At 61.3% G+C, this 22,442-nt stretch carries 23 protein-coding genes; 8 read left to right on the plus strand and 15 right to left on the minus strand.

Annotated elements, in window-relative coordinates; translation table 11 throughout:
- The first annotated feature begins 68 nt into the window (after window positions 1-68).
- Together A7J50_RS03100 and A7J50_RS03105 are read left to right on the plus strand one after the other, a co-directional pair.
- Window positions 69-542: a prepilin peptidase gene (locus A7J50_RS03100; RefSeq protein WP_064450501.1), complete on the plus strand. Its 474-nt coding sequence runs from the start codon at window positions 69-71 to the stop codon at window positions 540-542.
- A 126-nt stretch (window positions 543-668) separates the two neighbouring features.
- On the plus strand, window positions 669-1,451 hold the full coding sequence (locus tag A7J50_RS03105; RefSeq protein ID WP_064450502.1) for a response regulator transcription factor: 783 nt from the start codon (window positions 669-671) through the stop codon (window positions 1,449-1,451).
- Window positions 1,452-1,593: 142 nt separating this feature from the next.
- Here A7J50_RS03105 and A7J50_RS03110 read toward each other — a convergent pair whose 3' ends face one another.
- From A7J50_RS03110 to cpaB, 8 genes are read right to left on the minus strand one after another with little or no spacing between them, the layout of a single operon-like run.
- Window positions 1,594-1,863 (minus strand): DUF3613 domain-containing protein, encoded by a 270-nt coding sequence (locus A7J50_RS03110; protein ID WP_064450503.1) that lies wholly within the window; start codon window positions 1,861-1,863, stop codon window positions 1,594-1,596.
- A 2-nt stretch (window positions 1,864-1,865) separates the two neighbouring features.
- A complete protein-coding gene (locus tag A7J50_RS03115) occupies window positions 1,866-2,588 on the minus strand; it encodes a tetratricopeptide repeat protein (protein WP_064450504.1) in 723 nt (240 codons plus the stop codon).
- Window positions 2,589-2,598: 10 nt separating this feature from the next.
- Entirely contained in the window at window positions 2,599-3,492 is an 894-nt protein-coding gene (locus A7J50_RS03120; protein ID WP_064450505.1) for a type II secretion system F family protein, read from the minus strand.
- A gap of 1 nt (window position 3,493) precedes the next feature.
- The gene (locus A7J50_RS03125) at window positions 3,494-4,375 is read right to left on the minus strand and encodes a type II secretion system F family protein (protein ID WP_064450506.1); all 882 of its coding nucleotides are present in this window, start codon (window positions 4,373-4,375) and stop codon (window positions 3,494-3,496) included.
- Between the two features lie 13 nt (window positions 4,376-4,388).
- Window positions 4,389-5,657, minus strand: a complete 1,269-nt coding sequence (locus A7J50_RS03130; protein WP_064450507.1) for a CpaF family protein — start codon at window positions 5,655-5,657, stop codon at window positions 4,389-4,391.
- Window positions 5,654-6,847 (minus strand): AAA family ATPase, encoded by a 1,194-nt coding sequence (locus A7J50_RS03135; RefSeq protein ID WP_064450508.1) that lies wholly within the window; start codon window positions 6,845-6,847, stop codon window positions 5,654-5,656. Before A7J50_RS03135 ends, A7J50_RS03130 begins: the two co-directional genes overlap by 4 nt.
- Complete coding sequence (locus A7J50_RS03140) at window positions 6,844-8,073, minus strand: type II and III secretion system protein family protein (RefSeq protein ID WP_064450509.1); 1,230 nt, start codon at window positions 8,071-8,073, stop codon at window positions 6,844-6,846. The genes A7J50_RS03135 and A7J50_RS03140 overlap by 4 nt, the downstream gene beginning before the upstream one ends.
- Before the next feature lie 15 nt (window positions 8,074-8,088).
- Window positions 8,089-9,015, minus strand: coding sequence for a Flp pilus assembly protein CpaB (gene cpaB, locus A7J50_RS03145; RefSeq protein WP_064450510.1), 927 nt, complete (start codon window positions 9,013-9,015; stop codon window positions 8,089-8,091).
- Window positions 9,016-9,345: 330 nt separating this feature from the next.
- On the opposite strand from cpaB, the gene A7J50_RS03150 reads away from it, so the two are divergent.
- From A7J50_RS03150 to A7J50_RS03160, 3 genes are all read left to right on the plus strand, one after another.
- On the plus strand, window positions 9,346-9,540 hold the full coding sequence (locus A7J50_RS03150) for a Flp family type IVb pilin (RefSeq protein ID WP_053254159.1): 195 nt from the start codon (window positions 9,346-9,348) through the stop codon (window positions 9,538-9,540).
- A 64-nt stretch (window positions 9,541-9,604) separates the two neighbouring features.
- Entirely contained in the window at window positions 9,605-9,799 is a 195-nt protein-coding gene (locus A7J50_RS03155; RefSeq protein ID WP_064450511.1) for a Flp family type IVb pilin, read from the plus strand.
- A gap of 60 nt (window positions 9,800-9,859) precedes the next feature.
- Window positions 9,860-10,267, plus strand: coding sequence for a response regulator (locus A7J50_RS03160; RefSeq protein WP_053254161.1), 408 nt, complete (start codon window positions 9,860-9,862; stop codon window positions 10,265-10,267).
- Between the two features lie 34 nt (window positions 10,268-10,301).
- On the opposite strand, the gene A7J50_RS03165 is transcribed toward A7J50_RS03160, so the two are convergent.
- From A7J50_RS03165 to A7J50_RS03180, 4 genes are all read right to left on the minus strand, one after another.
- The gene (locus tag A7J50_RS03165) at window positions 10,302-11,984 is read right to left on the minus strand and encodes a ShlB/FhaC/HecB family hemolysin secretion/activation protein (RefSeq protein ID WP_064450512.1); all 1,683 of its coding nucleotides are present in this window, start codon (window positions 11,982-11,984) and stop codon (window positions 10,302-10,304) included.
- A 172-nt stretch (window positions 11,985-12,156) separates the two neighbouring features.
- Complete coding sequence (locus A7J50_RS03170) at window positions 12,157-13,953, minus strand: collagen-like triple helix repeat-containing protein (RefSeq protein ID WP_237140881.1); 1,797 nt, start codon at window positions 13,951-13,953, stop codon at window positions 12,157-12,159.
- 301 nt (window positions 13,954-14,254) lie between these two features.
- Window positions 14,255-15,103, minus strand: coding sequence for a MaoC family dehydratase (locus A7J50_RS03175; RefSeq protein ID WP_064450513.1), 849 nt, complete (start codon window positions 15,101-15,103; stop codon window positions 14,255-14,257).
- Between the two features lie 2 nt (window positions 15,104-15,105).
- Window positions 15,106-16,458, minus strand: a complete 1,353-nt coding sequence (locus A7J50_RS03180) for a 3-oxoacyl-ACP reductase (protein WP_064450514.1) — start codon at window positions 16,456-16,458, stop codon at window positions 15,106-15,108.
- Between the two features lie 114 nt (window positions 16,459-16,572).
- Here A7J50_RS03180 and A7J50_RS03185 point away from each other — a divergent pair, with 114 nt between their 5' ends.
- Window positions 16,573-17,850: an acetyl-CoA C-acetyltransferase gene (locus A7J50_RS03185; protein WP_064450515.1), complete on the plus strand. Its 1,278-nt coding sequence runs from the start codon at window positions 16,573-16,575 to the stop codon at window positions 17,848-17,850.
- 134 nt (window positions 17,851-17,984) lie between these two features.
- Window positions 17,985-18,884 carry a PA4780 family RIO1-like protein kinase gene (locus A7J50_RS03190; RefSeq protein WP_064450516.1) on the plus strand — a complete coding sequence of 300 codons (900 nt, stop codon included), beginning with the start codon at window positions 17,985-17,987 and terminating at the stop codon, window positions 18,882-18,884.
- A 126-nt stretch (window positions 18,885-19,010) separates the two neighbouring features.
- Here A7J50_RS03190 and cueR read toward each other — a convergent pair whose 3' ends face one another.
- The 3 genes from cueR to A7J50_RS03205 all read right to left on the minus strand — a co-directional run bounded on the left by cueR (window position 19,011) and on the right by A7J50_RS03205 (window position 22,057).
- A complete protein-coding gene (gene cueR / locus A7J50_RS03195) occupies window positions 19,011-19,412 on the minus strand; it encodes a Cu(I)-responsive transcriptional regulator (protein WP_064450517.1) in 402 nt (133 codons plus the stop codon).
- The gene (locus A7J50_RS03200; RefSeq protein ID WP_064450518.1) at window positions 19,409-21,610 is read right to left on the minus strand and encodes a heavy metal translocating P-type ATPase; all 2,202 of its coding nucleotides are present in this window, start codon (window positions 21,608-21,610) and stop codon (window positions 19,409-19,411) included. Before A7J50_RS03200 ends, cueR begins: the two co-directional genes overlap by 4 nt.
- Window positions 21,611-21,676: 66 nt before the next feature.
- Window positions 21,677-22,057 carry a hypothetical protein gene (locus tag A7J50_RS03205; protein WP_053254169.1) on the minus strand — a complete coding sequence of 127 codons (381 nt, stop codon included), beginning with the start codon at window positions 22,055-22,057 and terminating at the stop codon, window positions 21,677-21,679.
- 147 nt (window positions 22,058-22,204) lie between these two features.
- On the opposite strand from A7J50_RS03205, the gene A7J50_RS03210 reads away from it, so the two are divergent.
- Complete coding sequence (locus A7J50_RS03210; protein ID WP_064450519.1) at window positions 22,205-22,405, plus strand: heavy-metal-associated domain-containing protein; 201 nt, start codon at window positions 22,205-22,207, stop codon at window positions 22,403-22,405.
- Window positions 22,406-22,442 lie beyond the last annotated feature (37 nt).

Below are 22,442 nucleotides of genomic sequence, written 5' to 3' on the forward strand. Positions count from 1 at the left end.
CGCGTCTACCCTGACGGCTACTACTAGATATCAGCATAGAATCAATCAGCAAAAAGGGATGTTTTTTAGTGATCCAGGGTGCGGTGGTGCTGTTGTGGTTGGCGCTGTGTGCGGTGCAGGACGTCCGGCAACGATTGCTTGCCAATCGCCTGACGCTGGGCGCTGCCCTGTTGGCGTTGATTTATCTGGTGTGGACGGGCAACACCTGGCTCGGAGCATCCGTCGGGCAGGGGCTGTGGGCCTTTATCCTGGCACTGCTGTTGACCTTGCCCGGTTACGCCCTTGGCCGTCTGGGGGCGGGGGACGTCAAGCTGCTTGCGGCCCTGGCGCTGGCATCGAATGCCGAGTATTTGCTGGTGGCATTTGTAGGGGCTGCGGCCGTCAATTTGCTCTGGCTGTTACTGGCGCCAAAGCTTTGGCCGCTTATGCGTCAAGGGCTTAAAACTCATTTGGTTCACCTGGCACCGGACTCGTCAAAAAAGCTGCCGTTCGCGCCGTTTTTACTGGTGGGTTTTGCTGCAGCCTGGTTTTGGATCCATTAGTCGTCAGAGGGTATTAACGCTATGTACATAGTCAGAAAGTACGTCTACGTTTAATACGTAGGTGTAAGGAATATTTCGTGGTGAAGGATTAGTCAAACTATTGGCTTGCTAGGCATGGAGTAGCGCGTGAACAAGCTTACCTCTGCAGTAAAAGTGCTCGTGGTCGATGATCAGCCGTTGATCGTGGAAGAGCTCTGTGAGTTTCTTGAAAGCAGCGGTTTCCGCTGCGTCCCATGTGGGTCCAGCCAACAGGCCCTGAAACGCTTCAGCGAAGATGACGAGATCGGCCTGGTGCTGTGCGACCTGCATATGCCGGACATGGACGGCATTGAGTTGGTCCAGGCCCTGCAAAAGGTTGCCGGCAAGCAACGTGCCTTTGAGGCGATCATGTTGACCGGCCGCGCCGACAAGCAAGATGTGATCAAGGCGCTGCGCGCCGGGATCGCGGACTACTACCAGAAACCGATTGATCTGCACGAGCTGCTCGAGGGCTTGCAGCGCCAGGAAGCCGCGCTGGAAGAACGCAAAAAGGAGCTGCAACTGGGGCACCTGAACCAGAAGCTGCAATTTCTTTCCGAGTCCATCAACGATCTGTACCAGGACCTCGATAAAGTGCGCCGCAGCCCGCAAGCGCTCGAGGGCGAAGACGTGTCGGCCGAGGAGGTCGGCTCGGTGGATACTCCGGCGATCTTCAACCAGTTGTCGCCGCGTCAGTTGGACGTCGCGCGGCTGGTGGGCAAGGGGCAGACCAACTATCAAATCGCCTGCGAGCTGGGCATCACCGAGAACACGGTGAAGCTGTATGTGTCTCAGGTTTTGCGCCTGACCCACATGCATAACCGCACGCAGTTGGCGTTGGCGCTATCGCCGAACAATTCGGCAATGCGCCAGCGTGTCACTGCCCACTGACCTGTCCTTTCATACTCGGCCAAAATGTGGGAGCGGGCTTGCTCGCGAAAGCGGTGAATCGGCTGAGGATGTCTCGGCTGACACCACGCATTCGCGAGCAAACCCGCTCCTCCATTTGGCACGACGCGGGTGCCGGATTGGCTCAATTACTGCCTTGGGTCTGCCCACCGACTTTCTGTTCGAAATACTCCGGAATCGGATGTTTGTAGCTCTCCAGTAAACGCTGGGCGGCTTGTTCGCGTTCCACGGCCGTGGCTTTTTGTGGCGTCGTTGATGCGACACGTCCACTGGACTGCAACGTCAGCCAGTTCTCGGTGGCCGCTTGCTGCGGCGAGGAGGGGCCGGGTTCTATGGCCATGACGCTCAGGGGCATTACCAGCACTGCCAGGCTGGTGAGATAAGGCACTTTCATCATTAATTCCTCGGGTTGCTGGCTGCATCGACGACCGTGGCGATCTGGTCCTTGGCCTTGGCGATGGGGGCGCTTGAGCCCTTGAGTTTTTCGGCCCTGGCCTGGGCGTCGGTGACTTGTTCGGGGCTCAGGCCCATTTGCGTGACCAGTTGTGCGGCCTGCGTCCAGTTGTCCTGATAGATCAGCAGGGTCACCAGGTTGATCGCCGCCAGCGTGTCGCTCTGCTTGAGCTCCATGGCGGTCATGAATTCGAATCGCGCATCCTCAAGACGCAGTTGGTTGAGGTACACCACGCCCAGGTCATTGCGGATCTTTTCGTCAGTGGGGGCCAGTCGCGCCGCGCGTTGCAAGTGCGACATGGCTTGCCCGTTGTCACCCTTGGCCGAGGCCAGTTGCCCCAAACCGTGTTCGCCTTCCGCGGCCATGCAGGTGCCGAGCAGGCTGCGATAAAGTGGCTCTGCCTCGCTGCGTCCCAGCAACCGATAGGCCTTGGCCTGGCGCAGGCGTACCTGGGGCAGATTGGCCGGCAAGCTCTGCAGGTTGGCCAGGCTGGCGTGCAGCTTGCCGTCGTTGGCCATTTCATCGGCCAGGTTCAGCGACAGTTCCTGGTCGGCGCCGGGTTTGGGGCAGGTGCCGGTTGCCGTCAGGGCAGCCCACGGGGTCTGGCCATTGGTGGCGCAACCGCCGAGCAATAACAGGCTCATTCCGGCTATCAAGGCTTTCATCGGGCGCTCCTCATAAGTTACTCAAGGCCCGAGAGATGCCGATGAACGCCGGCCCCCCGAGCACGATCAGCAGGGCGGGAAACAAAAACACCATCATCACGACCGACATTTTCGCGGACATCTTCGACACGAATTCCTGGATGCGCGTCAGACGTCGGTCGTCGAGCAATTGCTTGAGCGCCAGCAACGATTTCATCGCGCCGCCGCCCTGCTGAACCAGTTGCTGGAGGATGGTGCAGGTGTCGGTGAACTCATCCACGGCCAGCATCCTGGCGGTTTTACCCAACTCTTCGCTGAGTTCCAGGCCGGAGTCGACGCGGGTCAGGATCAGGCGCAGTTCAGAGGTCAGTGCCGGCAGCAGGCGCTGCGCTTCAATGCTCAGCACGCGTAACGCTTGTTCGACCGCCATGCCGGACTCGAACAGAATGCGCAGCAGCGGAATGAAAGTGGATACCTCGCGCGCAATGCGTTGCTGCCGCGCCTTGGCGGCCCTGGCCAGAATGCGCTTGGGCAGCAGATAGCCGATGCCCAGGCCAATCAAGGGCGCCAGCCACGGCGAAGCAGTGTGGGGAAACAGCAGTTGCTGGCCCACCAGTACGACGCCCAACAGCAGTAACGGGGTGCCCACTTGTATGGCCGCAAACATGGAGCGCTGGGTGGCCTGGCGCCAGCCGACCCGGTTGAGCAGGGTTTGGGTTTCGTTGTCCAGGCTGACCGAGCGTTGCGCGATGGGGCTGTTGCCCAATTGACGCATCAGCGTGCCAAACCGGTGCTCACGGCCCATCTGGCCCTGTAAACGCTGGGCGACCAGGTGTTGGCTGCGCCGATGTTTTATCAAGTTGGCCAGCACCAGCGCCAGAGCGGCCAGGAACAGTACGGCGCTGATCAGCAGCGAAATAGCCATCTCATACGCTCCGCAACATGCGCCACAAGGTGAAGCAGCCCAACAGCTGCATGATCAGCGCCACGAACAACAGCATGCGCCCGGTGCCGTCGTTCCACATGGTCATCAGGTAGGCGGGGTTCACCGCCAGGAAGTAGCCGATCATCGAGATCGGCAGGGCGGTGAGCACATAGGCGGTCACCCGGGTTTCGCCGGTCAGGGCGCGTAGCTGGCGAGCGGCCTGCTCGCGCTCGCGGATCATCTTGATCAGGTTTTCCAACAATTCACTGGCGTTGCCGCCATAGCGGTGGTTGACCTTCAAGCCCAACGCGAACAGCCGAAACTCATCACGCTCGTAGAACTCGGCAAAGTCGTGGGCGGACTCCGGCAGGCTGACACCCAGCTGCACATTGCGCCGGATACGGCCCATGGCCTCTTGCAGCGGGTCCTCAGTGATCTCGATACCGCCCAGCACCGCATCGGCCAAGGTTCGCCCGGCCTTGAGGCTGCGTACCGTATGGTCGAGCAATTGCGGCAGCTGTTCGATCATGCGCTTGATGCGTCGTTGGTAGCGCCAGGCGATGTACAGGCGCAACAGCAACAGCGGCAATACCAGCATCACCAGCAGGCCGACCCAGCCGGCCACCAATCCCCCCAGCACCACGCCCAGGCCCCACATCGTCAGCCACAGGCCCAAGCTGTCGGTGGGTTTGCCCAGGCCCGCCCGCAGGAACATTTTTTCCACGCCACTCCACTGGCCGGCTTCCTCGGTCAGCTGCGGTTGGCCCTCGGCGAGCCGTCCCAGCACGCGCTCGGTCTGGGCGCGGCGCAGGCCGTTTTGAAAGGATCGAATCGACAGGCCGATCAGGATCAGGCAGATGAGCAGCAGGATGGCCCCGGTCATGGTTGTGCCTCCTTCAAGGCAGTGTCGGTTCGCGGCGCAGTTTTTCGCCGGCAGGGTTGACCGCCTCGCGCAGAAAACCGAAGCCGGTACGCCGGTCATGCCGGAACAGGGTGTTGGTCACGTAGACGTCTTCGCGGATGCCCACCACCTCGACCACTTCACTGACGCAACGACGCCCGTCCGGCAGGCGGGTCAGTTGGATCACCACATCCAGGGCCGCGCAGATCATTTGCCGCAGGGTTTTCTCCGCCACCACGCGGCCGGTCAACCCCACCAGGGTTTCCAGGCGCAGCAGCGCATCGCCGGCGTTGTTGGCATGCACGGTGCTCATGGAACCGTCGTGGCCGGTGTTCATGGCGGTCAGTACATCGAGCACTTCCACCCCTCGGATCTCGCCGAGAATAATGCGGTCGGGGCGCATCCGCAGGGCGTTGCGGATCAGGTCGCTGGCCTTGACCTCGCCGTGGCCCTCCGCGTTCGGCGGGCGGGTTTCCAGGCGCACGACGTGCGGGTGGCCCAGTTGCAACTCGGCCACGTCCTCGATGGTGACCAGGCGTTCATGGGGGTTGATCAATTGGCTGAGGATATTCAGCAGTGTGGTTTTACCGGTGCCGGTGCCGCCGCTGATCAGGATGTTGCAGCGCTTGCCGACTGCTTCCTGGAGGAAGTCGAAGATGTTCTGGTCGATGGTCTGCATCGCGACCAGGTCGCTGCTCTTGAGCATGTCCTTGCGAAATTTACGAATCGACAGGCAGGGCCCATCGAGGGCGATCGGCGGGATGATCGCGTTGACCCGGCTGCCATCGGGCAGGCGGGCGTCGACCATCGGCGATGACTCATCCAGGCGTCGGCCCAGCGGCGCGAGGATGCGTTGCATCACCCGCTCGACGTGGTGCGAATCGATAAAGCGCAGGTCGCTCAGGTGCAGCAAACCGTCACGTTCGATAAACACGCGGTGTGGGCCATTGACCAGGATTTCTGTCACGGACGGGTCGCGCAGCAGCACTTCCAGCGGGCCGAAACCGGTCAACTCGTCGACGATTTCTTCGGCCAGGCGCTCCATCTCATAACGGGAAATCGCCAGGTGCATGCGGTTGATGTATTCAGCGACTTTGTCGATGACAAACTGCGCCAACAGCTGGCGCGAGCCCTCCAGCAGGTTTTTTCCCGACTCTTCGATGGCATCGATGATGTAACGATGCAGCACCAGCTTCAGCCCGTCGTGGTCGGTGTTGCCAGCGATCCCGCGAGCCGGTGTGCCAAAGAGTTTTTCGCCGTTCATTTGCCTGTTCTCAGTAAGCGTTCAAGCCAGGTGTTGGACGGTTTCTTCATGCCTTCCGAACGCTTTGCCAGCCGCTCCCCAAGGGTTTTCAGCGCGAGGGTCAGGCTTTCTCGAGGGGCCAGTGTGAACAGGGTCTGCCCCTGGTTCTTGGCGTTAAGGCGCACCTCCGGGCTCAACGGCAACACGGCGATCACTTCCAGCCCGAAGCTTTTGCCCAAGGCCTCGGAGTCGGGCGCGCAGCCTTTGATATAGCGGTCGACCAAGAGCTTGGCGTGCTCCAGTTTCATGCCTTTTTCGCGCCACTGCTTTAGCACGCCGAGGTTGCGACGGCAGTCCAGTACGCTCTGGTCGGTGCACCACAACAGCTTGTCGCAGTGGCTGACAAACGTGCGCAGCGCTTCGCTGTCCGGCTGGCCGGCGAGGTTCACCACAATGTGCTGGAAGTGCTGGCGCAAGGCACTGAGCAGCATGTAGAGCTCGGCGGCGCTGGTCAGCTCCAGGGGCTCGTCGTTGGGGGCATAGGCAAGGATGCGCAGACCGTCTTCGGCTGAGGTAAACGCGCTGTTGATCAGGGTGGTGTCCAGCCGCCTGAGGTGGCGCAGGGCATCGCCAAAATTGAATGAGCTTTCCAGCCCCAGCAGCGCCAGGCTGTCGCCGCGGGGCAGGCCCAGGTCCAGCAGCAGGGTTTGCTGGCCGCTCTTTTGCACGACCAACGCCAAATGGCTGGCCAGCAGGGCGCCGTCGGCATTGCTTTGGGTGCCGTACATCACGGTAAGGCCGCCCAGTTGGGTATTGGTGGTGACCGGTGGCAGGCGCTTGCTCAGGCGGCGCACCAGCCCGGCGACTTCGCTGGAGCGTGAACCGTAGGCGACAAAATCCCGGGCGCCGGCGCGCATTGCATTGAGTACCAACTGGTTGTCCATGCCGTCACCGAGGGCGACGATGGCCAGCATCGGCTTGGCTTCCAGTGCACCTTCGATCAGCGCGCTTTGGGCGACCACGTGTTCACGGTCGAGGCCGATAAACACCAGGTTGGCGAAGGTTACATCCACCAGCGCCAGCAACTCGTCCAGGGTGCCGCTACCGGCACTGACCACTTGGCCAAGCGGCGCCAGCGCGCCCTGCAGCCATTCCAGGTCGGTGGTATTGCGCGTGATTGCCAGAAACGTCTGGCTCAGGCTATCGCTCATTGGGACAAACCATTGAGTCGGTCGAAATTACCGTTTTCCAGAAAGTACAGGCGGTACCAGTTCGGGTCGTAGTTGCGCAGCTTCTCGCCCGGCAAGGACGGCAACTGGGCGTTGGCCGCCAATGGCTGCACCAGGTGTGGCGTGACAATCATCAGTAGCTCTTTGTCCTGGCGGTTAACCGAGGAGTCGCGAAAGAACGCACCCAGGATCGGGATGTCACCGAGGCCAGGAAATTTGCTGATATTGGTGGTGTTGTTGCTGCTGATCAGGCCGCTGATCACGAAGCTTTCGCCGTCTGCCAGCGACACGCTGGTGTCGGTGCGGCGGATGGTCAGGGCCGGTACCGAGATGTTCTGGATGACCACCGCGTTGGTGTAGTCCAGTTCGCTGACTTCCGGTGCCACTTTGAGGGAGATCCGGTTGTGGTCGATCACTGTCGGGGTCAGGGTCAGGCGAATCCCGAACTCTTTGTACTCGATCGAGATGCTGTTGCTGCCGCTGCTGGGCACCGGAATCGGCACTTCGCCGCCCGCGAGGAACGTTGCGCTCTGGCCACTCATGGCCACCAGGCTCGGACGCGCCAGGGTGTAGGCAAAACCGCTGCTTTCCAGGGCGTTGATCATGGCCGACACACGCCCGCCACCGAAGCCGATATTAAAGGTATCGCCGTTGACCGGGAGGTTGCCGCGAAACGCCGTACTCACCGGGTTGGCCACGTTGCTGGGGCTGCCGAACAGGAAGTTGCCGCCGCGCCCGAAGATCGACGTACTGGCTTCCTTGAGCTTGGTGCGGCTGACCTCGACAAAACGAATGTCGGTCTGCACCTGGCTGGGCAGCAGTGGGTCATCGGAAGGCGACAGTGCGAGGCTGGTGAGGGCTGATGTGGCCTTGCCCTTGACGAACACCATGCTCTGGCGCGGCGTGTTCGAGCAGGCTGTCCAGACCATCAGGCTGGTGGTGCCGGAGGCCACACCGGTGAGCAGGAAACCGCGATCCCCGTTGAGGTGGACATCGGCAATTTTCGGGTCGCCTATCGCCAGGCGCGTGATCGCGACCGGTGATTGCAGCTCCTGTTGCAGGCCCTCGCCAACCGAGAGTGCTGCGGGCAGTTGGCCCAAACTGCCACAGTTGCCTGGGGCGGCCACGGCCACTCCTACAGACAAGTTCGACAGCATCAGGGCACAGGCGATTTTCAGCGTGAACACCGGTGCGAAACGTCGGCTCATGCACAGCATCCTTGTTCAGTCGGGTGTTTGTTGGGTTGCTTGATTGCCGCGTATCACTTCGACACCGGTGCGGCGTGGGCTGCCCTGGGCGAGTTTTTTCGGGGCTTGGGCGAAGGCCAGTTGAGTGAATTGGTAGAGGTCGCGGTTGGCGCTTTGCAGGTTGCCCGGCGCATCGCTTTCGCCGGCCCAGTAGTGGCTCAGCAAGCGTTCATCGGCGCTGCGCACGGCCAGGCGCAAGGTGCCAGCCTGGGTCGCCAGCATCAGTCGGCTCAGCAGTTGCTCGGGCACCGCCAGCACCACGGTGCGAGAGGGCGCGTGGCGTTGGGCTTTTTCTTCTGCGGTGAGCGCCGGTGGTGTGGCAGGGGCACCGTCGTTGGTCAGGCCCATTTGATCGCCGACGCTGAGCAGGCGCATGGCCGGGACCACCACTTGTGCCGATTGTTCGAGGTTGGCAGCGTCCTGGCGCAGGTACAGCAGCACATCCACGTAGTCGCCGGGACTCAGTTGGCCAGCGGCACCAATCACTTCATCGACGGCGACGGCCAGGGCGCGTTCGTCAGGGCGGATCATGCGGGCCAGCGGGCCGCCGGGGGTGAAACTGTCGTCGTTCAGCCAGGTGCCGGCGCGCAGGGCTCGCCAGGGTGTGCGGCCGATGGCCTGGTCAACACTGGTCAAGCTGCCGGCCGGTACGGTGCGCAGTTTCTCCACGGTTAAATCGGTGGCATTCAGCGCAACAAACGGCGGCACATCGTGGGCCAGTACCACCACCGGTTGGCGGGTTTGATCTTCCACCACGGCAACCGCTTTTTCGACAGGTGCGGCCTGTGGCGGCGGGGGTGGGGCAGGGGCAGGTTGACGACTGAGCACCAGCCCCCAATAACCGGCAAACAGCGCACCGACCAAAAGCACACCGGCCAGTATCATGCTGAAACGCGTGTTCATGACGGCTCTCCCTTTCCTGTTGCACCAAAAACCGCCTATCCAAACAGGCTAAATCCGCCACCTGGCTGCTGTGAACGGTAACTAACTATTTAGCTATTTGAAGGTAGTTCAGCTAGGACAAAATGCCATTACTGACAGAAACATTTCTTTGCGGCGCAGGAAGCGGCCTTTGAAATCGAGGGTTTAAGGGGGCAGCAAAGCAACCACTACTTTGTGATTAATCCCTTCTTACAGTTGTGAGGGTGAGGTTTGTTGACAATGCTCAGATGGCACATAGCAATTACTGTGCAGCACCGAGGCAGGGCGTCTGGTCGCCCAAGGAGCATTCCGATGATTCTTGATCTGTTGATTAAACTTCATGTTCAACTTCAGTTACTTTTTCATCGCAAGGATGGCGCGACGGCGATTGAATACCTCATTCTCGTGGCGATTGTAGCATTGGTAATACTGGCAGCCGGGACGACGCTGGGGCCGAAGATCACTACATTCTTCGGGAAAATCCAGACGGCCATTACGACAACGTAATCATAACTGCGAGTAGCGTGAGCAAAACCTTGATATGGCGTCATGTCGCCAGAGGAGAAGTAAGATGGTCTTTAATCTGTTGATGAGACTGTATGTTCAACTCCAGGTGTTTTTTCAGCGCAAGGACGGCGCAACGGCGATTGAATACCTTATTCTCGTTGCAATTGTAGCGCTGGTGGTACTGGCGGCCGGGACTACGCTGGGACCTCAGATTACGACCTTCTTTGGTAAAATTCAGACCGCCATTACTACTACATGAGTTTTAGACGGCCTCCTGTTGAGTACACGCGTTGTTGAATGGAAACATCAGGTAGTGCCTATGAATGCTGCAGCTATACCTTGCCGCCAACAGATCCTGTTGGTGGACGACGAAGAAGATGCCCTCGTTGAACTGGCGGAGTCGCTGGAGAACGAGGGCTTCGTTTGTTTTACGGCAACCTCCGTCACCTTTGCCTTGCAGGAATTGACCTTGCACCCCGATATCGCGCTGGTCATTACCGACCTGCGGATGCCCGAGGAAAGTGGTATCTCGCTGATCAAGCGTTTGCGCGAACACACGGCTCGTCAACACCTGCCGGTGATTGTGATGTCGGGCCATGCCGAAATGGATGACGTCAGCGATATGCTGCGCCTGCAAGTGCTGGATCTGTTTCGCAAGCCTATTTACCTGAAGCGCTTGTTCGATACCCTCGACAGCCTTTTCCCCCTGAGAAAGTCCTCCCTGTGAGAGGGCTTTAAAGCCCTCTGCACAGTCTCCTCATTCAGAGTTGATAGCTGAAGCTCAGCGTATAACGCGGCCGCCGATTGAAGCTGTCCAGCGCGATGTCCGACATCGGTTTGGCCGCTTCCAGCGCAATGTTGTAGTACTTGTTATCGCCAAAGCGCACGCCCACGGCAGCCGATGACAGGTCATTGCTTTTGGCCGGCAGCTCGTTGAACCAGGTCTTGGCACGGTCGAGCACCACATAGGGTTGCACGACCTTCAGCCAATCGCCGGCGCGGTTGAAGCTGTAGTTGACCTCATACGCCGCGCCCCAGCCCTTGTCGCCCGACGCTTGATCATCGGGGTATCCACGGCCGAAGTTCTGCCCGCCGAATGTGGCGCGCTCGCTGTCGGGCAAGGTGCTGTCGCTCCAGTAGAACGCCCCCGACAGCACGCCTTGCCAGTTATCGAAGAACTTGTCGCTCTGCACGCCGGAGAGGCGCAGGCGGAAGAAGTCCAGGTCCGGTTTGGTCACCGCCAGGTCACTGCGCGTGGTGGCGCCCAGGCCGTTGATGCCTTGGTAAAGCCCGGCGCTGAGGATACGCAGTTGCCGCGTGTCGGACTTGCGCCAGTCGCCCTCGAAAGCCAGGGCGCGCAGGTTGGTTTCGATGTCGAAACGCTGCGGGTAGCCCACCAGTTGATAGCGCGTGGTTTGGTCCACCGCGTACAGGCGTGTAGCCACGGTCAGTGATTCATTCGGTGAGGCAATCAGCGGGTGGCTGAGGCCGATGGTGTAGCGATCAATCGACTGATGCGGTTTGAGTTCGAAGCCACCGTCCAGCTGTATGTTGCTTTTGGGGTCGGCGCGATAGCGCTCGGCGCCCACCACCACTTGGCTGCCCTCGGCATTGATGAACTGGCTGTAGCCCACGCGGTAGTAATGCTCTTTGTCGTCACCCGGTGGGAACAAACCACTGACGTAGAGTTGCTCGCCCATCGACGTCTGGGAGTTGCTGGTGGCGGTGAGCAACGCTTGCGTACCGTTACGGTTGTCGTCGACCAGGCTCATGCTGGTGGTGAAGGGTTTGCGCGTGGCTTCGATCTTCATGTGCGCGGCCCCATCGGTGGTGCCCGGCGGCGGCACTTGCGCTTGCAGGGTTACACCGGGGATACGCCCCATCAGGGTGGTATAGCGCTCGAACGTCTTGCGCGTGAGAGGGCGTTCGGCCATGAGCTTGTTGGCCAGTTTGTCGATGTAGGCCGACACCGCGCCGATGTCACCGCTTTGCTGGTAATCCTTGATGTACCCCTCCACCAATACCACACGCACCAGGCCATTTTCGAAGGTCTGTTGCGGCAAGAATGCGTAGGACAACAGGTAGCCGTCCTGTTGATAGCGACGCGTGATGCTGCGGGTGGCTTCGATCAATTGCGCGAGGTTGGTTTCATGGCCGAGCAACGCAGCGTAAGCCTTGGCCGTTTCGGTCAGTGGGTAGATCGTGCCGCCCTCGATCTGCAGCTTGCGGATGGTGACTTTGGTGTCCATCTGCAACGGCTGGTTCTGGGTGGCGGGCGCTTGCGGCACCTGGGTTTGTGGCGTGACGGGGCGATAGGCGTCGGCAGGTAGGTTAGGCACCGGCAGATTGCGAATGGTGTCGTTGCTGTTGAGGAAGCTGGGAAGGGTCTCGGCCTGAACGTAAGCACTGAGGGTAAGTAATAACAACGGAGTCAACACGCGCATAGGACACTCCATGGTCAGACTGCAGCAGCGTCTCGGGCCCGCCGGGTTCTGGGACGCGGTTCGGGAGGGCATGGCATCAAGCCCATAAAAAAGACGAGAGACTTATAGGGTCTCTCGTCTCAACCAAGCGTAGGCGCTGTAGGGGAGGCCGTCTAATCGGCCAGGTGCAATTCTATTTTTTACCGGTCAGACCGTTTAACAAACCTCCCAGACCACCACTTGTGCCGGTGCTTGCGCTGCCACTGGCCGGGGCGCTGGTGCCGGCGCCGACGGTCAGACCGCCGAGCAGGCCACCACCGCTGCCGGTACCGCCGGTGACCAACCCACCTACCGCGCCCACGGTGTTGCCGACTGCGGTGACGGTGGTGCCTACGGCGTTAGTCACCGGGTTGGCGTTGGCTGCGGTCAACGTTGTGCCGACACCGCTGACTGCACCGCCGACTTGCGTTACCAGACCGTTGACCGGCGCGCCGACGCCTGTGGTAGTGCCGACATTTTGCGTCAGGCTGGAAACACCGGTTGTCACAGGGTTCAGGGCTGCGCCGACGGTAGTGGCCACGCTTGCAACCGGCGCCGTGGCGGCCGTATTGGCGACGCCATTACCACCGATCACGGTGCCGAGCGAGGCGACGGTGCCGCCCAGTGCGCCGCCGGTTACACCTGCTGCGCTGACAGTGCCATTGGTGTTACCGGCATTCAGACCGTTACCCACGTTGGCCACCAGGCCACCCACCAATTCTGGCAAGCCTGAGGCTGGCGCAGTGCTGGCGGGAGCGACATAACCGCCGGACTTGTCGAGCACGCTGCCAACGCCGGTCAACGCACCGCCCACGACAGTCGTGACAGGGTTGCCCGCACCGCCGGCACTGGCCACTTGACCACCCACGCCTGTGACGGTACTGCCGACTTTATTCAGCAGGCCATTGACCGGAGTGCCCAGGCCGGTGGCAGTGCCGAGGTTGCCGGTGGTGTTTTCCACCAGGGAAACCACAGGCACCAGCACTTTGCTGCCAACCGTATTCGTCAACGAGCCCAATGGGCCAGTGGTACTGGCGGTGCTGAGGGTATCGCCGAGCATGGTGACTGCCTGACCGGCAGTGCTAACCAGGCCGCCCGCTGCTGTGCCTACGCCACCGGTCAAGCCGCCCACCACCGGCACGCCACTCAGCGTGGTGCCCAGGGATTGGCCCGCAGTGGAAACACCGGTGCCCAGGTTGGCGACGCCGTTGCCTACGCCAGCAACCGTTTTGCCCAGGGAATTGCTGTCGGTACCCAGGGAGCCCAGGCCTGTCGTCACACCGGTGCCGATACTGGTGACGGCATTGCCAGTGGACGTGACCAGGCCGCCAGCGGTAACGCCGACAATTGGAACACCATTCAAGCTCGAACCAATGTTGCCCACCGCTGTACCTACGTTACCGACAGTGGTGCCCAGAGCGCCGACAATCTGGCCTGTTACCAGAGGTGTAGTTATCGAGCCAGTGCCGCCGCCTGTGCCACCGCCAGTTCCGCCACCGGTTCCGCCGCCTGTGCCACCACCAGTTCCGCCACCTGTGCCACCGCCAGTTCCGCCGCCAGTGCCACCACCGGTTCCGCCACCAGTGCCGCCGCCAGTGCCACCACCGGTTCCGCCACCAGTGCCACCGGTTCCGCCGCCCGTGCCGCCGCCAGTGCCACCACCGGTTCCGCCGCCCGTGCCTCCGTCAGTACCGCCACCGGTTCCACCGCCCGTACCGCCACCAGTACCGCTGCCCGTGCCGCCGTCAGTACCACCGCCGGTTCCGCCACCCGTTCCGCCCGAGCCGCCACCTGTGCCCGCGCCTGTTCCCGCACCTGCGTCAGGAGAGGATGCCGCCACGCTGCTGTGATGCCCGCCACCACCGCTGCTGCAGCCACCGAGGCTCATCGCCATGATCAGGGCCAGCGCGGTACTTGTTTTCCATAACACTACTTGAGTTTGAGTTTTCATGATTGAGTTCCCTTGCACCTGTACAACCTTGGTTGTTTCAAACGCTCGTTATTTCTTGGGATAGCGATACGTTTGTCCGTGTGGTTATCACAGACCCGGGGACTCTTTCTCGCAACGCTCAACTTGGTATTAACGATTTATATACACAAGGTCTTAATCGGCTTAATAGCTAATACGAAGGGTGTAATAGAGGGGCGTCTAAAGTTAGCGATGCTTTACATATCAGTGGGTTGAATAAAAAAGCGGACGCCAGGGCGTCCGCTATAACTTAGGGTGTATATATACAATTAAATGGCGCGTTTCACGCAATCGGGCGCCACTTGCCCGCCATATGCTGAAGGTCACCCGTTCCCTTTAACAGCAACTCGCCGCTGGCACCTGCGGCACGGGTCAGTAAGATGACTTCACTGGGCAGGCGGACGGGCTTGTTGAATTCGACCTCTATTTCAACATTGGCAGCAGGCAAATACTCATTCAGCGCGGCCAGCGTTCGTGCCAGGCTCCACAGCCCGTGGGCAATTGCTTGCGGGAAGCCGAAGAGCTTGGCCGTCAACGCACTCAGGTGGATCGGATTGTAGTCGCCGGATACCCGGGCATATCGGCGACCGATATCGGCGGGTGCTTTCCAGCGGGCCAACTCGCTGACGTCAGCGGAGGCCGACATGTGATCATCGTGCGTTGTGCCTTCCAGTTTCACCCCGCGACAGAGCATTCGGCTCTCGGCTTCCCACAACAGACCCAGCGAATCCTCCACCGTGGTCACGATATCAAAGGTCGCTCCCTTGGCATGGGGTTGGAGGTTGTTCGCGTACACCCCCACCATCAGGTTGCTCACTCCCCCCAACGGGCGATGGATGCGGATGCGGTTGCTCAGGTGAATCAGCCCCAGCAGCGGGAACGGAAACTGATTGTCGGTGAGTAATTGCATTTGCAAACCGAACGCCAGGACATGTGGGTACGTGCCCGGCAGAACCGGGCTGTCCGCAAACCCGCAGACCTTGCGATAAGCGGCCACGTCCTCGGGGTTCACGCGCAGGTGGCAGCGCAGCCCTGCATCAGGCAACGTACTGCCGGTGATCTTGCGCTTGAGCGCGGCCCGCCAGTACAGCGGCGGCAGAAACGGGGTGCTGTCTAATGTCCGCCACTCCATGCTTACGCTCCCAGCAGGCTTTGCCCGCACACCCGCAACGCTTGGCCGCTGACGGCTCCAGAACCCGGCTGGCCGAGCCAGGCCACGGCTTCGGCCACGTCTTGCGGCAAGCCACCCTGGCCCAGTGAGCTCATGCGGCGCCCGGCCTCACGCAGGGCGAAGGGAATGTGTGCGGTCATCTGGGTTTCGATAAAACCAGGGGCGACCGCGTTGATGCTGATGCCGCGTTCTTTGAGCAAGGGTGCCCACGCCTGTGCCAGGCCGATCAAACCGGCCTTGCTGGCGGCATAATTGGTTTGCCCACGGTTGCCGGCAATGCCGCTGATGGAAGCCAGCAGCACCACACGACCATTATCGTGCAGCGTGCCGCTGTCCAGCAGGGCTTTGGTCAGCACTTGCGGCGCGTTGAGATTCACCGCCAGCACGGCGTCCCAGTATTCCGGGGTCATATTGGTCAGGGTTTTATCGCGGGTGATGCCGGCGTTGTGCACCACGATGTCGATGCCGTCCGGCAGGTGTTCGATTAATTGCGCAGCGGCGTCTTCGGCGCAGATATCCAGCACGATAGTACGCGCACCCAGGCGCGCGGCGAGGGCGTCGAGATCAGCCTTGGCCTGGGGCACGTCCAGCACGATCACATCGGCACCGTCACGGGCCAGGGTTTCGGCAATGGCGGCGCCAATGCCACGCGCGGCGCCAGTGACCAGCGCCTTGCGCCCGGCCAGCGGGCGAGTCCAATCCTCGACCGGCGTGGCGCAGGCTTGCAGGCGAATCACCTGGCCGGAGATGTAGGCACTTTTGGGTGAGAGGAAAAAGCGCAGAGCGCCCTCCAACTGGTCCTCGGCGCCTTCGCCGACATACAACAATTGCAGCACACCGCCGCTGCGCAGCTCCTTGGCCAGGGACCGGCTGAAGCCTTCGAGGGCACGCTGTGCGCTGGCGGCGAACGGATCGCTGAGGGTTTCCGGGGCGCGGCCAAGGATCACCACGTGGGCGCTGTGCTCAAGATTTTTCAGCAACGGCTGAAAGAACTCGCGCAGCTGTTTGAGCTGGTCGGTGTGCTGCAAGTCGCTGGCATCGAACACCACGGCCTTGAGTTTGGGGCCATGCCCGGGGATCCACGCGGGCGCTGCCAATGGCTCGGGGCCGTAGCTGTAAATGGCGTCGGTGAGTTTATTGGCAAACGGCAGCACCTTGGCCGCGAGCGCGCCGCCGCCCAGCAACAGCGCACCTTCCACCGGACGCAGGCGCCCGGCCTGCCAGCGTTCCAGGCGTACCGGTGACGGCAGGCCAATGGCGGCGACCAGGCGATGGCCGAGGCTTGAGTTGGCGAAGTCGATATAACGGTCAGACATGGAACGCTCTCCGAGTGCTGGGGTTCAAACGGTGGACCATCAAGAGGTGAAAGTCGTTCGATTGAGCCTAGGCTAGTCTCACAGACTCACCTCATAACCTTCAGGGAGCTTTCCATGACTCAATTGCGCCGTGTAGCGATCATTGGCGGTAATCGCATCCCCTTCGCCCGCTCCAATGGCCCTTATGCCACGGCGAGTAATCAGGCGATGTTGACGGCGGCGCTGGAAGGCCTGATCGAACGCTACAACCTGCACGGCCTGCGCATCGGCGAGGTGGCGGCGGGTGCGGTGCTCAAGCATTCACGGGATTTCAACCTGACCCGCGAGTGCGTGCTGGGCTCGCGCCTGTCGCCGCAAACGCCGGCGTACGACATTCAGCAGGCGTGCGGCACCGGCCTGGAAGCTGCGTTGCTGGTGGCCAACAAGATCGCCCTGGGCCAGATCGAATGTGGGATTGCCGGTGGCGTCGACACCACGTCCGACGCGCCGATCGGCGTGAATGAGGGGCTGCGCAAGATCCTGCTGCAAGCCAACCGCAGCAAGTCCATGGCGGATAAGTTAAAAGTCTTGTTACAACTTCGTCCGCATCACCTCAAGCCGGAACTGCCGCGTAATGGCGAGCCGCGCACCGGCTTGTCGATGGGCCAGCACTGCGAGTTGATGGCGCAGACCTGGCAAATCCCCCGCGCCGAGCAGGATCAACTGGCGCTGGAGAGCCACCAGAAAATGGCCGCGTCCTACGCTGAAGGCTGGCACAACGATTTACTCACGCCCTTTCTGGGTCTTACCCGTGACAACAACTTGCGCCCGGACTTGACCCTGGAAAAACTCGCCAGCCTCAAACCGGTGTTCGAACGCAGCGAAAAGGGCACGCTCACCGCCGGCAACTCGACGCCGCTGACCGACGGCGCCTCCCTGGTATTGCTGGGCAGTGAAGCCTGGGCCAAGGAGCGGGGTTTGCCGATCCTCGCCTACTTGCGCGATGGTGAAGCGGCCGCGGTGGATTTCGTCAACGGTGCCGAAGGGCTGTTGATGGCGCCGGTGTACGCCGTGCCGCGCCTGCTGGCGAGGAATGGCCTGACATTGCAGGACTTCGATTACTACGAGATTCACGAAGCGTTCGCTGCCCAGGTGTTGTGCACGCTCAAGGCCTGGGAAGATGCCGACTACTGCAAGACGCGCCTGGGGCTGGATGCGCCGCTGGGCGCCATCGACCGCAGCCGGCTGAACGTCAAAGGCAGTTCATTAGCAGCCGGTCACCCGTTTGCCGCCACCGGCGGGCGCATCGTCGCCAATCTGGCCAAATTGCTGGATGCAGCGGGCAAGGGCCGCGGGCTGATTTCGATCTGCGCCGCCGGCGGTCAGGGGGTGACGGCGATCATCGAACGGTAATTGCCGACAAAATTGGCCTATTGCATGCATTCTTCAGTGGTCAGAGGTCGGTAGCCCCTCCCACCGGCGAGCTGATTGCCGTATAACGAGTGCCATACGCGTATTTGGTAATAAAGGACCCACAATAAAAGCTGATGAAGACTCCTAAACGCATTGAACCCCTGATCGAAGACGGTCTGGTCGACGAAGTGCTGCGCCCACTCATGAGTGGTAAAGAAGCAGCTGTTTATGTGGTGCGCTGCGGCAACGAATTGCGTTGCGCCAAGGTTTACAAGGAGGCTAATAAACGAAGTTTTCGTCAGGCGTCCGAATACCAGGAAGGCCGCAAGGTCCGCAACAGCCGCCAGGCCCGGGCCATGGCCAAGGGCTCCAAGTTCGGCAAGAAAGAAACCGAAGACGCCTGGCAGAACGCTGAAGTCGCGGCATTATTCCGTCTGGCGGGTGCGGGCGTTCGCGTGCCCAAGCCGTACGACTTCCTTGAAGGCGTGCTGTTGATGGAATTGGTGGCCGACGAATACGGCGATGCGGCCCCGCGCTTGAACGACGTAACGCTGGAGCCGGACCAGGCGCGCGAATACCACGCCTTCCTGATTTCCCAGATCGTGCTGATGCTGTGTACCGGCCTGGTGCACGGTGACCTGTCCGAGTTCAACGTACTGCTCACGCCGACGGGCCCGGTGATCATCGACCTGCCCCAGGCGGTGGATGCGGCGGGCAACAACCACGCGTTCAGCATGCTGGAGCGGGATGTGGGCAACATGGCTTCCTACTTCGGGCGCTTTGCCCCGGAGTTGAAGACGACCAAGTACGCCAAGGAAATGTGGGCGTTGTATGAAGCCGGCACCTTGCACCCGGCCAGCGTCTTGACCGGCGAGTTCGACGAGCCGGAAGAGTTGGCGGACGTGGGCGGTGTGATCCGCGAGATCGAAGCGGCGCGGCTGGATGAAGAGCGTCGCCAGGCGATACGGGCGGCGGATGATGCGCCTGCGAGTAAAGTGCCCGACGAGCCACCGCCGCCGCCCTGGATGCAGTAAGGCTCAGTACGGCGATCGAATGTGGGAGCTGGCTTGCCTGCGATAGCATCACCGCGGTGTAACTGACATACCGAGGTGTCTGCATCGCAGGCAAGCCAGCTCCCACAGGTGTGTTGTGTGCATCCCTCAGGCGCAACAATTGCCCGACGCCAACTCCTTGAGAATCGGACACTCCGGCCGATGATCGCCCTGGCAGTGCTCCACCAGGTCCTGCAACGTATCGCGCAGTTGCCCCAGCTCCAGAATCTTCTGATTCAGCGCCTCGATGTGCTGGCGCGCCAAGGCTTTTACGTCGGCGCTGGCCCGCTGCCGGTCTTGCCACAAGGTCAGCAGCTTGCCGACCTCTTCCAACGAAAACCCCAAGTCCCGCGAGCGTTTGATAAACGCAAGCGTGTGCAAGTCGTCGGCGCCATACACCCGATAGCCACTGTCGGTGCGGTGCGCGGCTTTGAGCAGGCCGATGGATTCGTAATAGCGAATCATCTTCGCGCTCAGCCCGCTCTGACGGGCTGCCTGGCCGATGTTCATGGGTGTTGATCCTCCAAATCCTTGGGCTTCCAGGTTTTCAACAGTAACGCATTGCTCACCACACTGACGCTGGACAAGGCCATGGCCGCACCCGCCAATACCGGGTTGAGGAAGCCGAACGCCGCCAGCGGAATACCGATCAAGTTATACACAAAGGCCCAGAACAGGTTCTGGCGGATTTTGGCGTAGGTCTTGCGGCTGATCTCCAGCGCGGCCGGCACCAGGCGTGGGTCGCCGCGCATCAGGGTGATCCCGGCCGCGTGCATCGCCACGTCGGTGCCGCCGCCCATGGCGATACCGATGTCGGCGGCGGCCAGGGCCGGGGCGTCATTGATGCCGTCGCCGACCATTGCCACTGCACCGGTTTTTTTCAGCTCGGCGACGGTGGCGGCCTTATCGGCGGGAAGGACTTCGGCGTGTACATCGTCGATACCCAGGGCTTCGGCCACCACACGAGCACTGCCGCGGTTGTCGCCGGTGAGCAAATGGCTGCTGATGTGCCGGGCCTTGAGTTGTGCCACCGCCTCCAGTGCGCCGGGCTTGAGGGTGTCGCCAAAAGCGAACAGCCCCAGCACACGGGGTTGTGCGCCTTGTTCGATCAACCAGGATAACGTGCGGCCTTCGGCTTCCCACGCCTTGGCGGAGTCGGCCAGGTTGCCTGCATTCAAGCCGTTCTCTTCCAGCATTCGACGGTTGCCCAGCGCCAGTTGCCGGCCGTCAAGCGTGCCGGCAATGCCGCGCCCGGTCAGCGATTGGCTGGCGCTCACATCCGCCACGTGTAGCCCTTTTTCGCTGCAGGCATCCAGTACGGCCTTGGCCAATGGGTGCTCGCTGCCGCGTTGCAGCGCGCCGGCTTGTTGCAGCAGCAGAGCCTCATTACCGTCCATCGCCGCCAAATGCGCAATTTTCGGCGTGCCGGACGTGAGGGTGCCGGTCTTGTCGAAGACCACGGCGCTGACGTCATGGGCGCGCTCCAGCGCTTCGGCATCCTTGATCAGAATGCCGTAGCGCGCGGCGACGCCGGTGCCGGCCATGATCGCCGTCGGTGTGGCCAGCCCCAATGCGCACGGGCAGGCAATTACCAGCACAGCGACGGCATTAATGATCGCGGTTTCCAGCGGTGCACCGTACAGCCACCAGCCCACCAATGTGATCAGCGCCAGCACCAGCACGGCGGGCACAAAGACTTGACTGACCTTATCCACCAGTTTCTGGATCGGGGCTTTGGCCGCCTGGGCGTCTTCCACCAGGCGGATGATCTGTGCCAACACACTTTCCCCGCCAACAGCCCGGGTGCGCACCAACAAACGGCCCTCACCGTTGATGGCGCCGCCGGTGACCTTGTCACCCGGCTGTTTCGGCACGGGCAGGCTTTCGCCGCTGATCAAGGCTTCGTCGGCATGGCTCTGGCCGTCCACGACTTCGCCATCCACCGGGATGCGTTCGCCGGGCTTCACCAGCACCAGGTCGTCGAGCTTTAACGTGCTGATGGCGACGTCTTCTTCGCGTCCTTCAAGCACGCGAATCGCGCGCTCGGGGCGCAAGGCTTCGAGGGCGCGGATGGCACTGGCGGTCTGGCGTTTGGCGCGGCTTTCCAGGTACTTACCGAGCAGCACCAGGGCGATCACCACGGCGGAGGCTTCGAAGTACAGATGCGGCAGGGTGCCTGCGGGCGCGGTGAGCCATTCATACAGGCTCAGGCCGTAACCGGAGCTGGTACCGATGGCGACCAGCAAATCCATATTGCCGGCGCCGGCGCGCACGGCTTTCCAGGCGGCGATATAGAAACGCGCGCCCAAAATGAACTGCACCGGCGTGGCCAGGGCGAACTGCACCCAGGCAGGGAGCATCCAGTGCAGGCCGAAGGGCTCCACGAGCATCGGTAGAACCAACGGCAGTGCTAATACAATCGCCAGCAGCAACGCCCAACGCTCGCGGTACAGGCGTTGGGCTTGATTGGCGTCGGTAACGGTTTCGCTTTGGGGCAGCGTGGCGGTGTAACCGGCTTTGTCGACGGCGGCGATCAATACTGCGGGGTCCATTTTGCCCAGCACTTCGACATGCGCGCGTTCATTGGCCAGGTTGACGCTGACGCTTTGCACCCCTGGCACTTTGCCCAACGCCCGCTCGACACGGCCGGCACAGCTGGCGCAGGTCATGCCGCCGATGGGCAGGTCAAATGTGGTGGATCCATTCATGGGGCAGTCCTCCAGAAGAAGTTGCCCCTAGGATCAACCTTGACCTGTGGGGAAGGTCAAGCGCCTTTAATATTCCAGTGCAGCGGGTTTCAGGTACATACCGTCCGGGCCTTGGGCGATCCGCAACTTGCGTATGTCGCCGGCTTTCAGCGTGATGTTCTGCGCCGGCGGGGCGAGCATGCCCGGCAGGCAACCAGGCGATTGGCCCGGCAGCAGCTTCAGGCGCAGCGACACATTGCCGGCAGGCAAGTTAAACGAGGTGGCCTGTTCCTGGAACAGGCGCCCGGCCAACTGGTCCTGAATGTAGAGGCCGATCTCGCAGTTGGTCGGTACTTCCAGGCGTTCGCGGGAGATGATCAGCACCGCATAATCCTCATCGGCGCAGGCCATGGGCGCAGCGGCAGACAAGCTCAACAGGCCGATAAGGCTAAAAAACGACCAGCGCATGGCGAATGCTCCGTGGTTCATATCTAAGAGAAATGAAGCTTGGCCGAGGCGGCGGCTGAATACCAGCCCGGCCGACAGTTTCAACGCTTGACCTTGCCATCGTGGCAAGGTCAAAACTGGCCACAACCTCATCAAAGGAGTCATGTCATGCAAGTATTCAGCGTTGAAGGAATGACCTGCGGCCATTGCGTCCGGGCGGTTACCCAGGCGGTGCAAAGCCAGGACCCGGCGGCGAGCGTCAAGGTCGACCTGGCGGCGAAAGCAGTGAGTGTTGAAAATAGCCATCTGTCTGCCGATCAGGTCATCAGCCTGATCACTGAAGAAGGCTACAACGCCAAGCTTGCTTGAGTTTTTTGATAGTTAGCGAGCTATCGTAATGTTCAGG

This window comes from Pseudomonas antarctica, from assembly GCF_001647715.1.
In the GTDB taxonomy this organism is placed as follows: Bacteria; Pseudomonadota; Gammaproteobacteria; order Pseudomonadales; family Pseudomonadaceae; genus Aquipseudomonas; species Aquipseudomonas antarctica_A.

Coding starts and splice junctions, on each gene's coding strand:
- A7J50_RS03130 (WP_064450507.1), bottom strand. CDS start 5,657: ATGAACGGCGAAAAACTCTTTGGCACACCGGCTCGCGGGATCGCTGGC.
- A7J50_RS03160 (WP_053254161.1), top strand. CDS start 9,860: ATGAATGCTGCAGCTATACCTTGCCGCCAACAGATCCTGTTGGTGGAC.
- cueR (WP_064450517.1), bottom strand. CDS start 19,412: ATGAACATCGGCCAGGCAGCCCGTCAGAGCGGGCTGAGCGCGAAGATG.
- A7J50_RS03150 (WP_053254159.1), top strand. CDS start 9,346: ATGATTCTTGATCTGTTGATTAAACTTCATGTTCAACTTCAGTTACTT.
- A7J50_RS03190 (WP_064450516.1), top strand. CDS start 17,985: ATGAAGACTCCTAAACGCATTGAACCCCTGATCGAAGACGGTCTGGTC.
- A7J50_RS03175 (WP_064450513.1), bottom strand. CDS start 15,103: ATGGAGTGGCGGACATTAGACAGCACCCCGTTTCTGCCGCCGCTGTAC.
- cpaB (WP_064450510.1), bottom strand. CDS start 9,015: ATGAACACGCGTTTCAGCATGATACTGGCCGGTGTGCTTTTGGTCGGT.
- A7J50_RS03170 (WP_237140881.1), bottom strand. CDS start 13,953: ATGAAAACTCAAACTCAAGTAGTGTTATGGAAAACAAGTACCGCGCTG.
- A7J50_RS03180 (WP_064450514.1), bottom strand. CDS start 16,458: ATGTCTGACCGTTATATCGACTTCGCCAACTCAAGCCTCGGCCATCGC.
- A7J50_RS03185 (WP_064450515.1), top strand. CDS start 16,573: ATGACTCAATTGCGCCGTGTAGCGATCATTGGCGGTAATCGCATCCCC.
- A7J50_RS03205 (WP_053254169.1), bottom strand. CDS start 22,057: ATGCGCTGGTCGTTTTTTAGCCTTATCGGCCTGTTGAGCTTGTCTGCC.
- A7J50_RS03135 (WP_064450508.1), bottom strand. CDS start 6,847: ATGAGCGATAGCCTGAGCCAGACGTTTCTGGCAATCACGCGCAATACC.
- A7J50_RS03200 (WP_064450518.1), bottom strand. CDS start 21,610: ATGAATGGATCCACCACATTTGACCTGCCCATCGGCGGCATGACCTGC.
- A7J50_RS03110 (WP_064450503.1), bottom strand. CDS start 1,863: ATGAAAGTGCCTTATCTCACCAGCCTGGCAGTGCTGGTAATGCCCCTG.
- A7J50_RS03210 (WP_064450519.1), top strand. CDS start 22,205: ATGCAAGTATTCAGCGTTGAAGGAATGACCTGCGGCCATTGCGTCCGG.
- A7J50_RS03140 (WP_064450509.1), bottom strand. CDS start 8,073: ATGAGCCGACGTTTCGCACCGGTGTTCACGCTGAAAATCGCCTGTGCC.
- A7J50_RS03165 (WP_064450512.1), bottom strand. CDS start 11,984: ATGCGCGTGTTGACTCCGTTGTTATTACTTACCCTCAGTGCTTACGTT.
- A7J50_RS03155 (WP_064450511.1), top strand. CDS start 9,605: ATGGTCTTTAATCTGTTGATGAGACTGTATGTTCAACTCCAGGTGTTT.
- A7J50_RS03120 (WP_064450505.1), bottom strand. CDS start 3,492: ATGGCTATTTCGCTGCTGATCAGCGCCGTACTGTTCCTGGCCGCTCTG.
- A7J50_RS03115 (WP_064450504.1), bottom strand. CDS start 2,588: ATGAAAGCCTTGATAGCCGGAATGAGCCTGTTATTGCTCGGCGGTTGC.
- A7J50_RS03125 (WP_064450506.1), bottom strand. CDS start 4,375: ATGACCGGGGCCATCCTGCTGCTCATCTGCCTGATCCTGATCGGCCTG.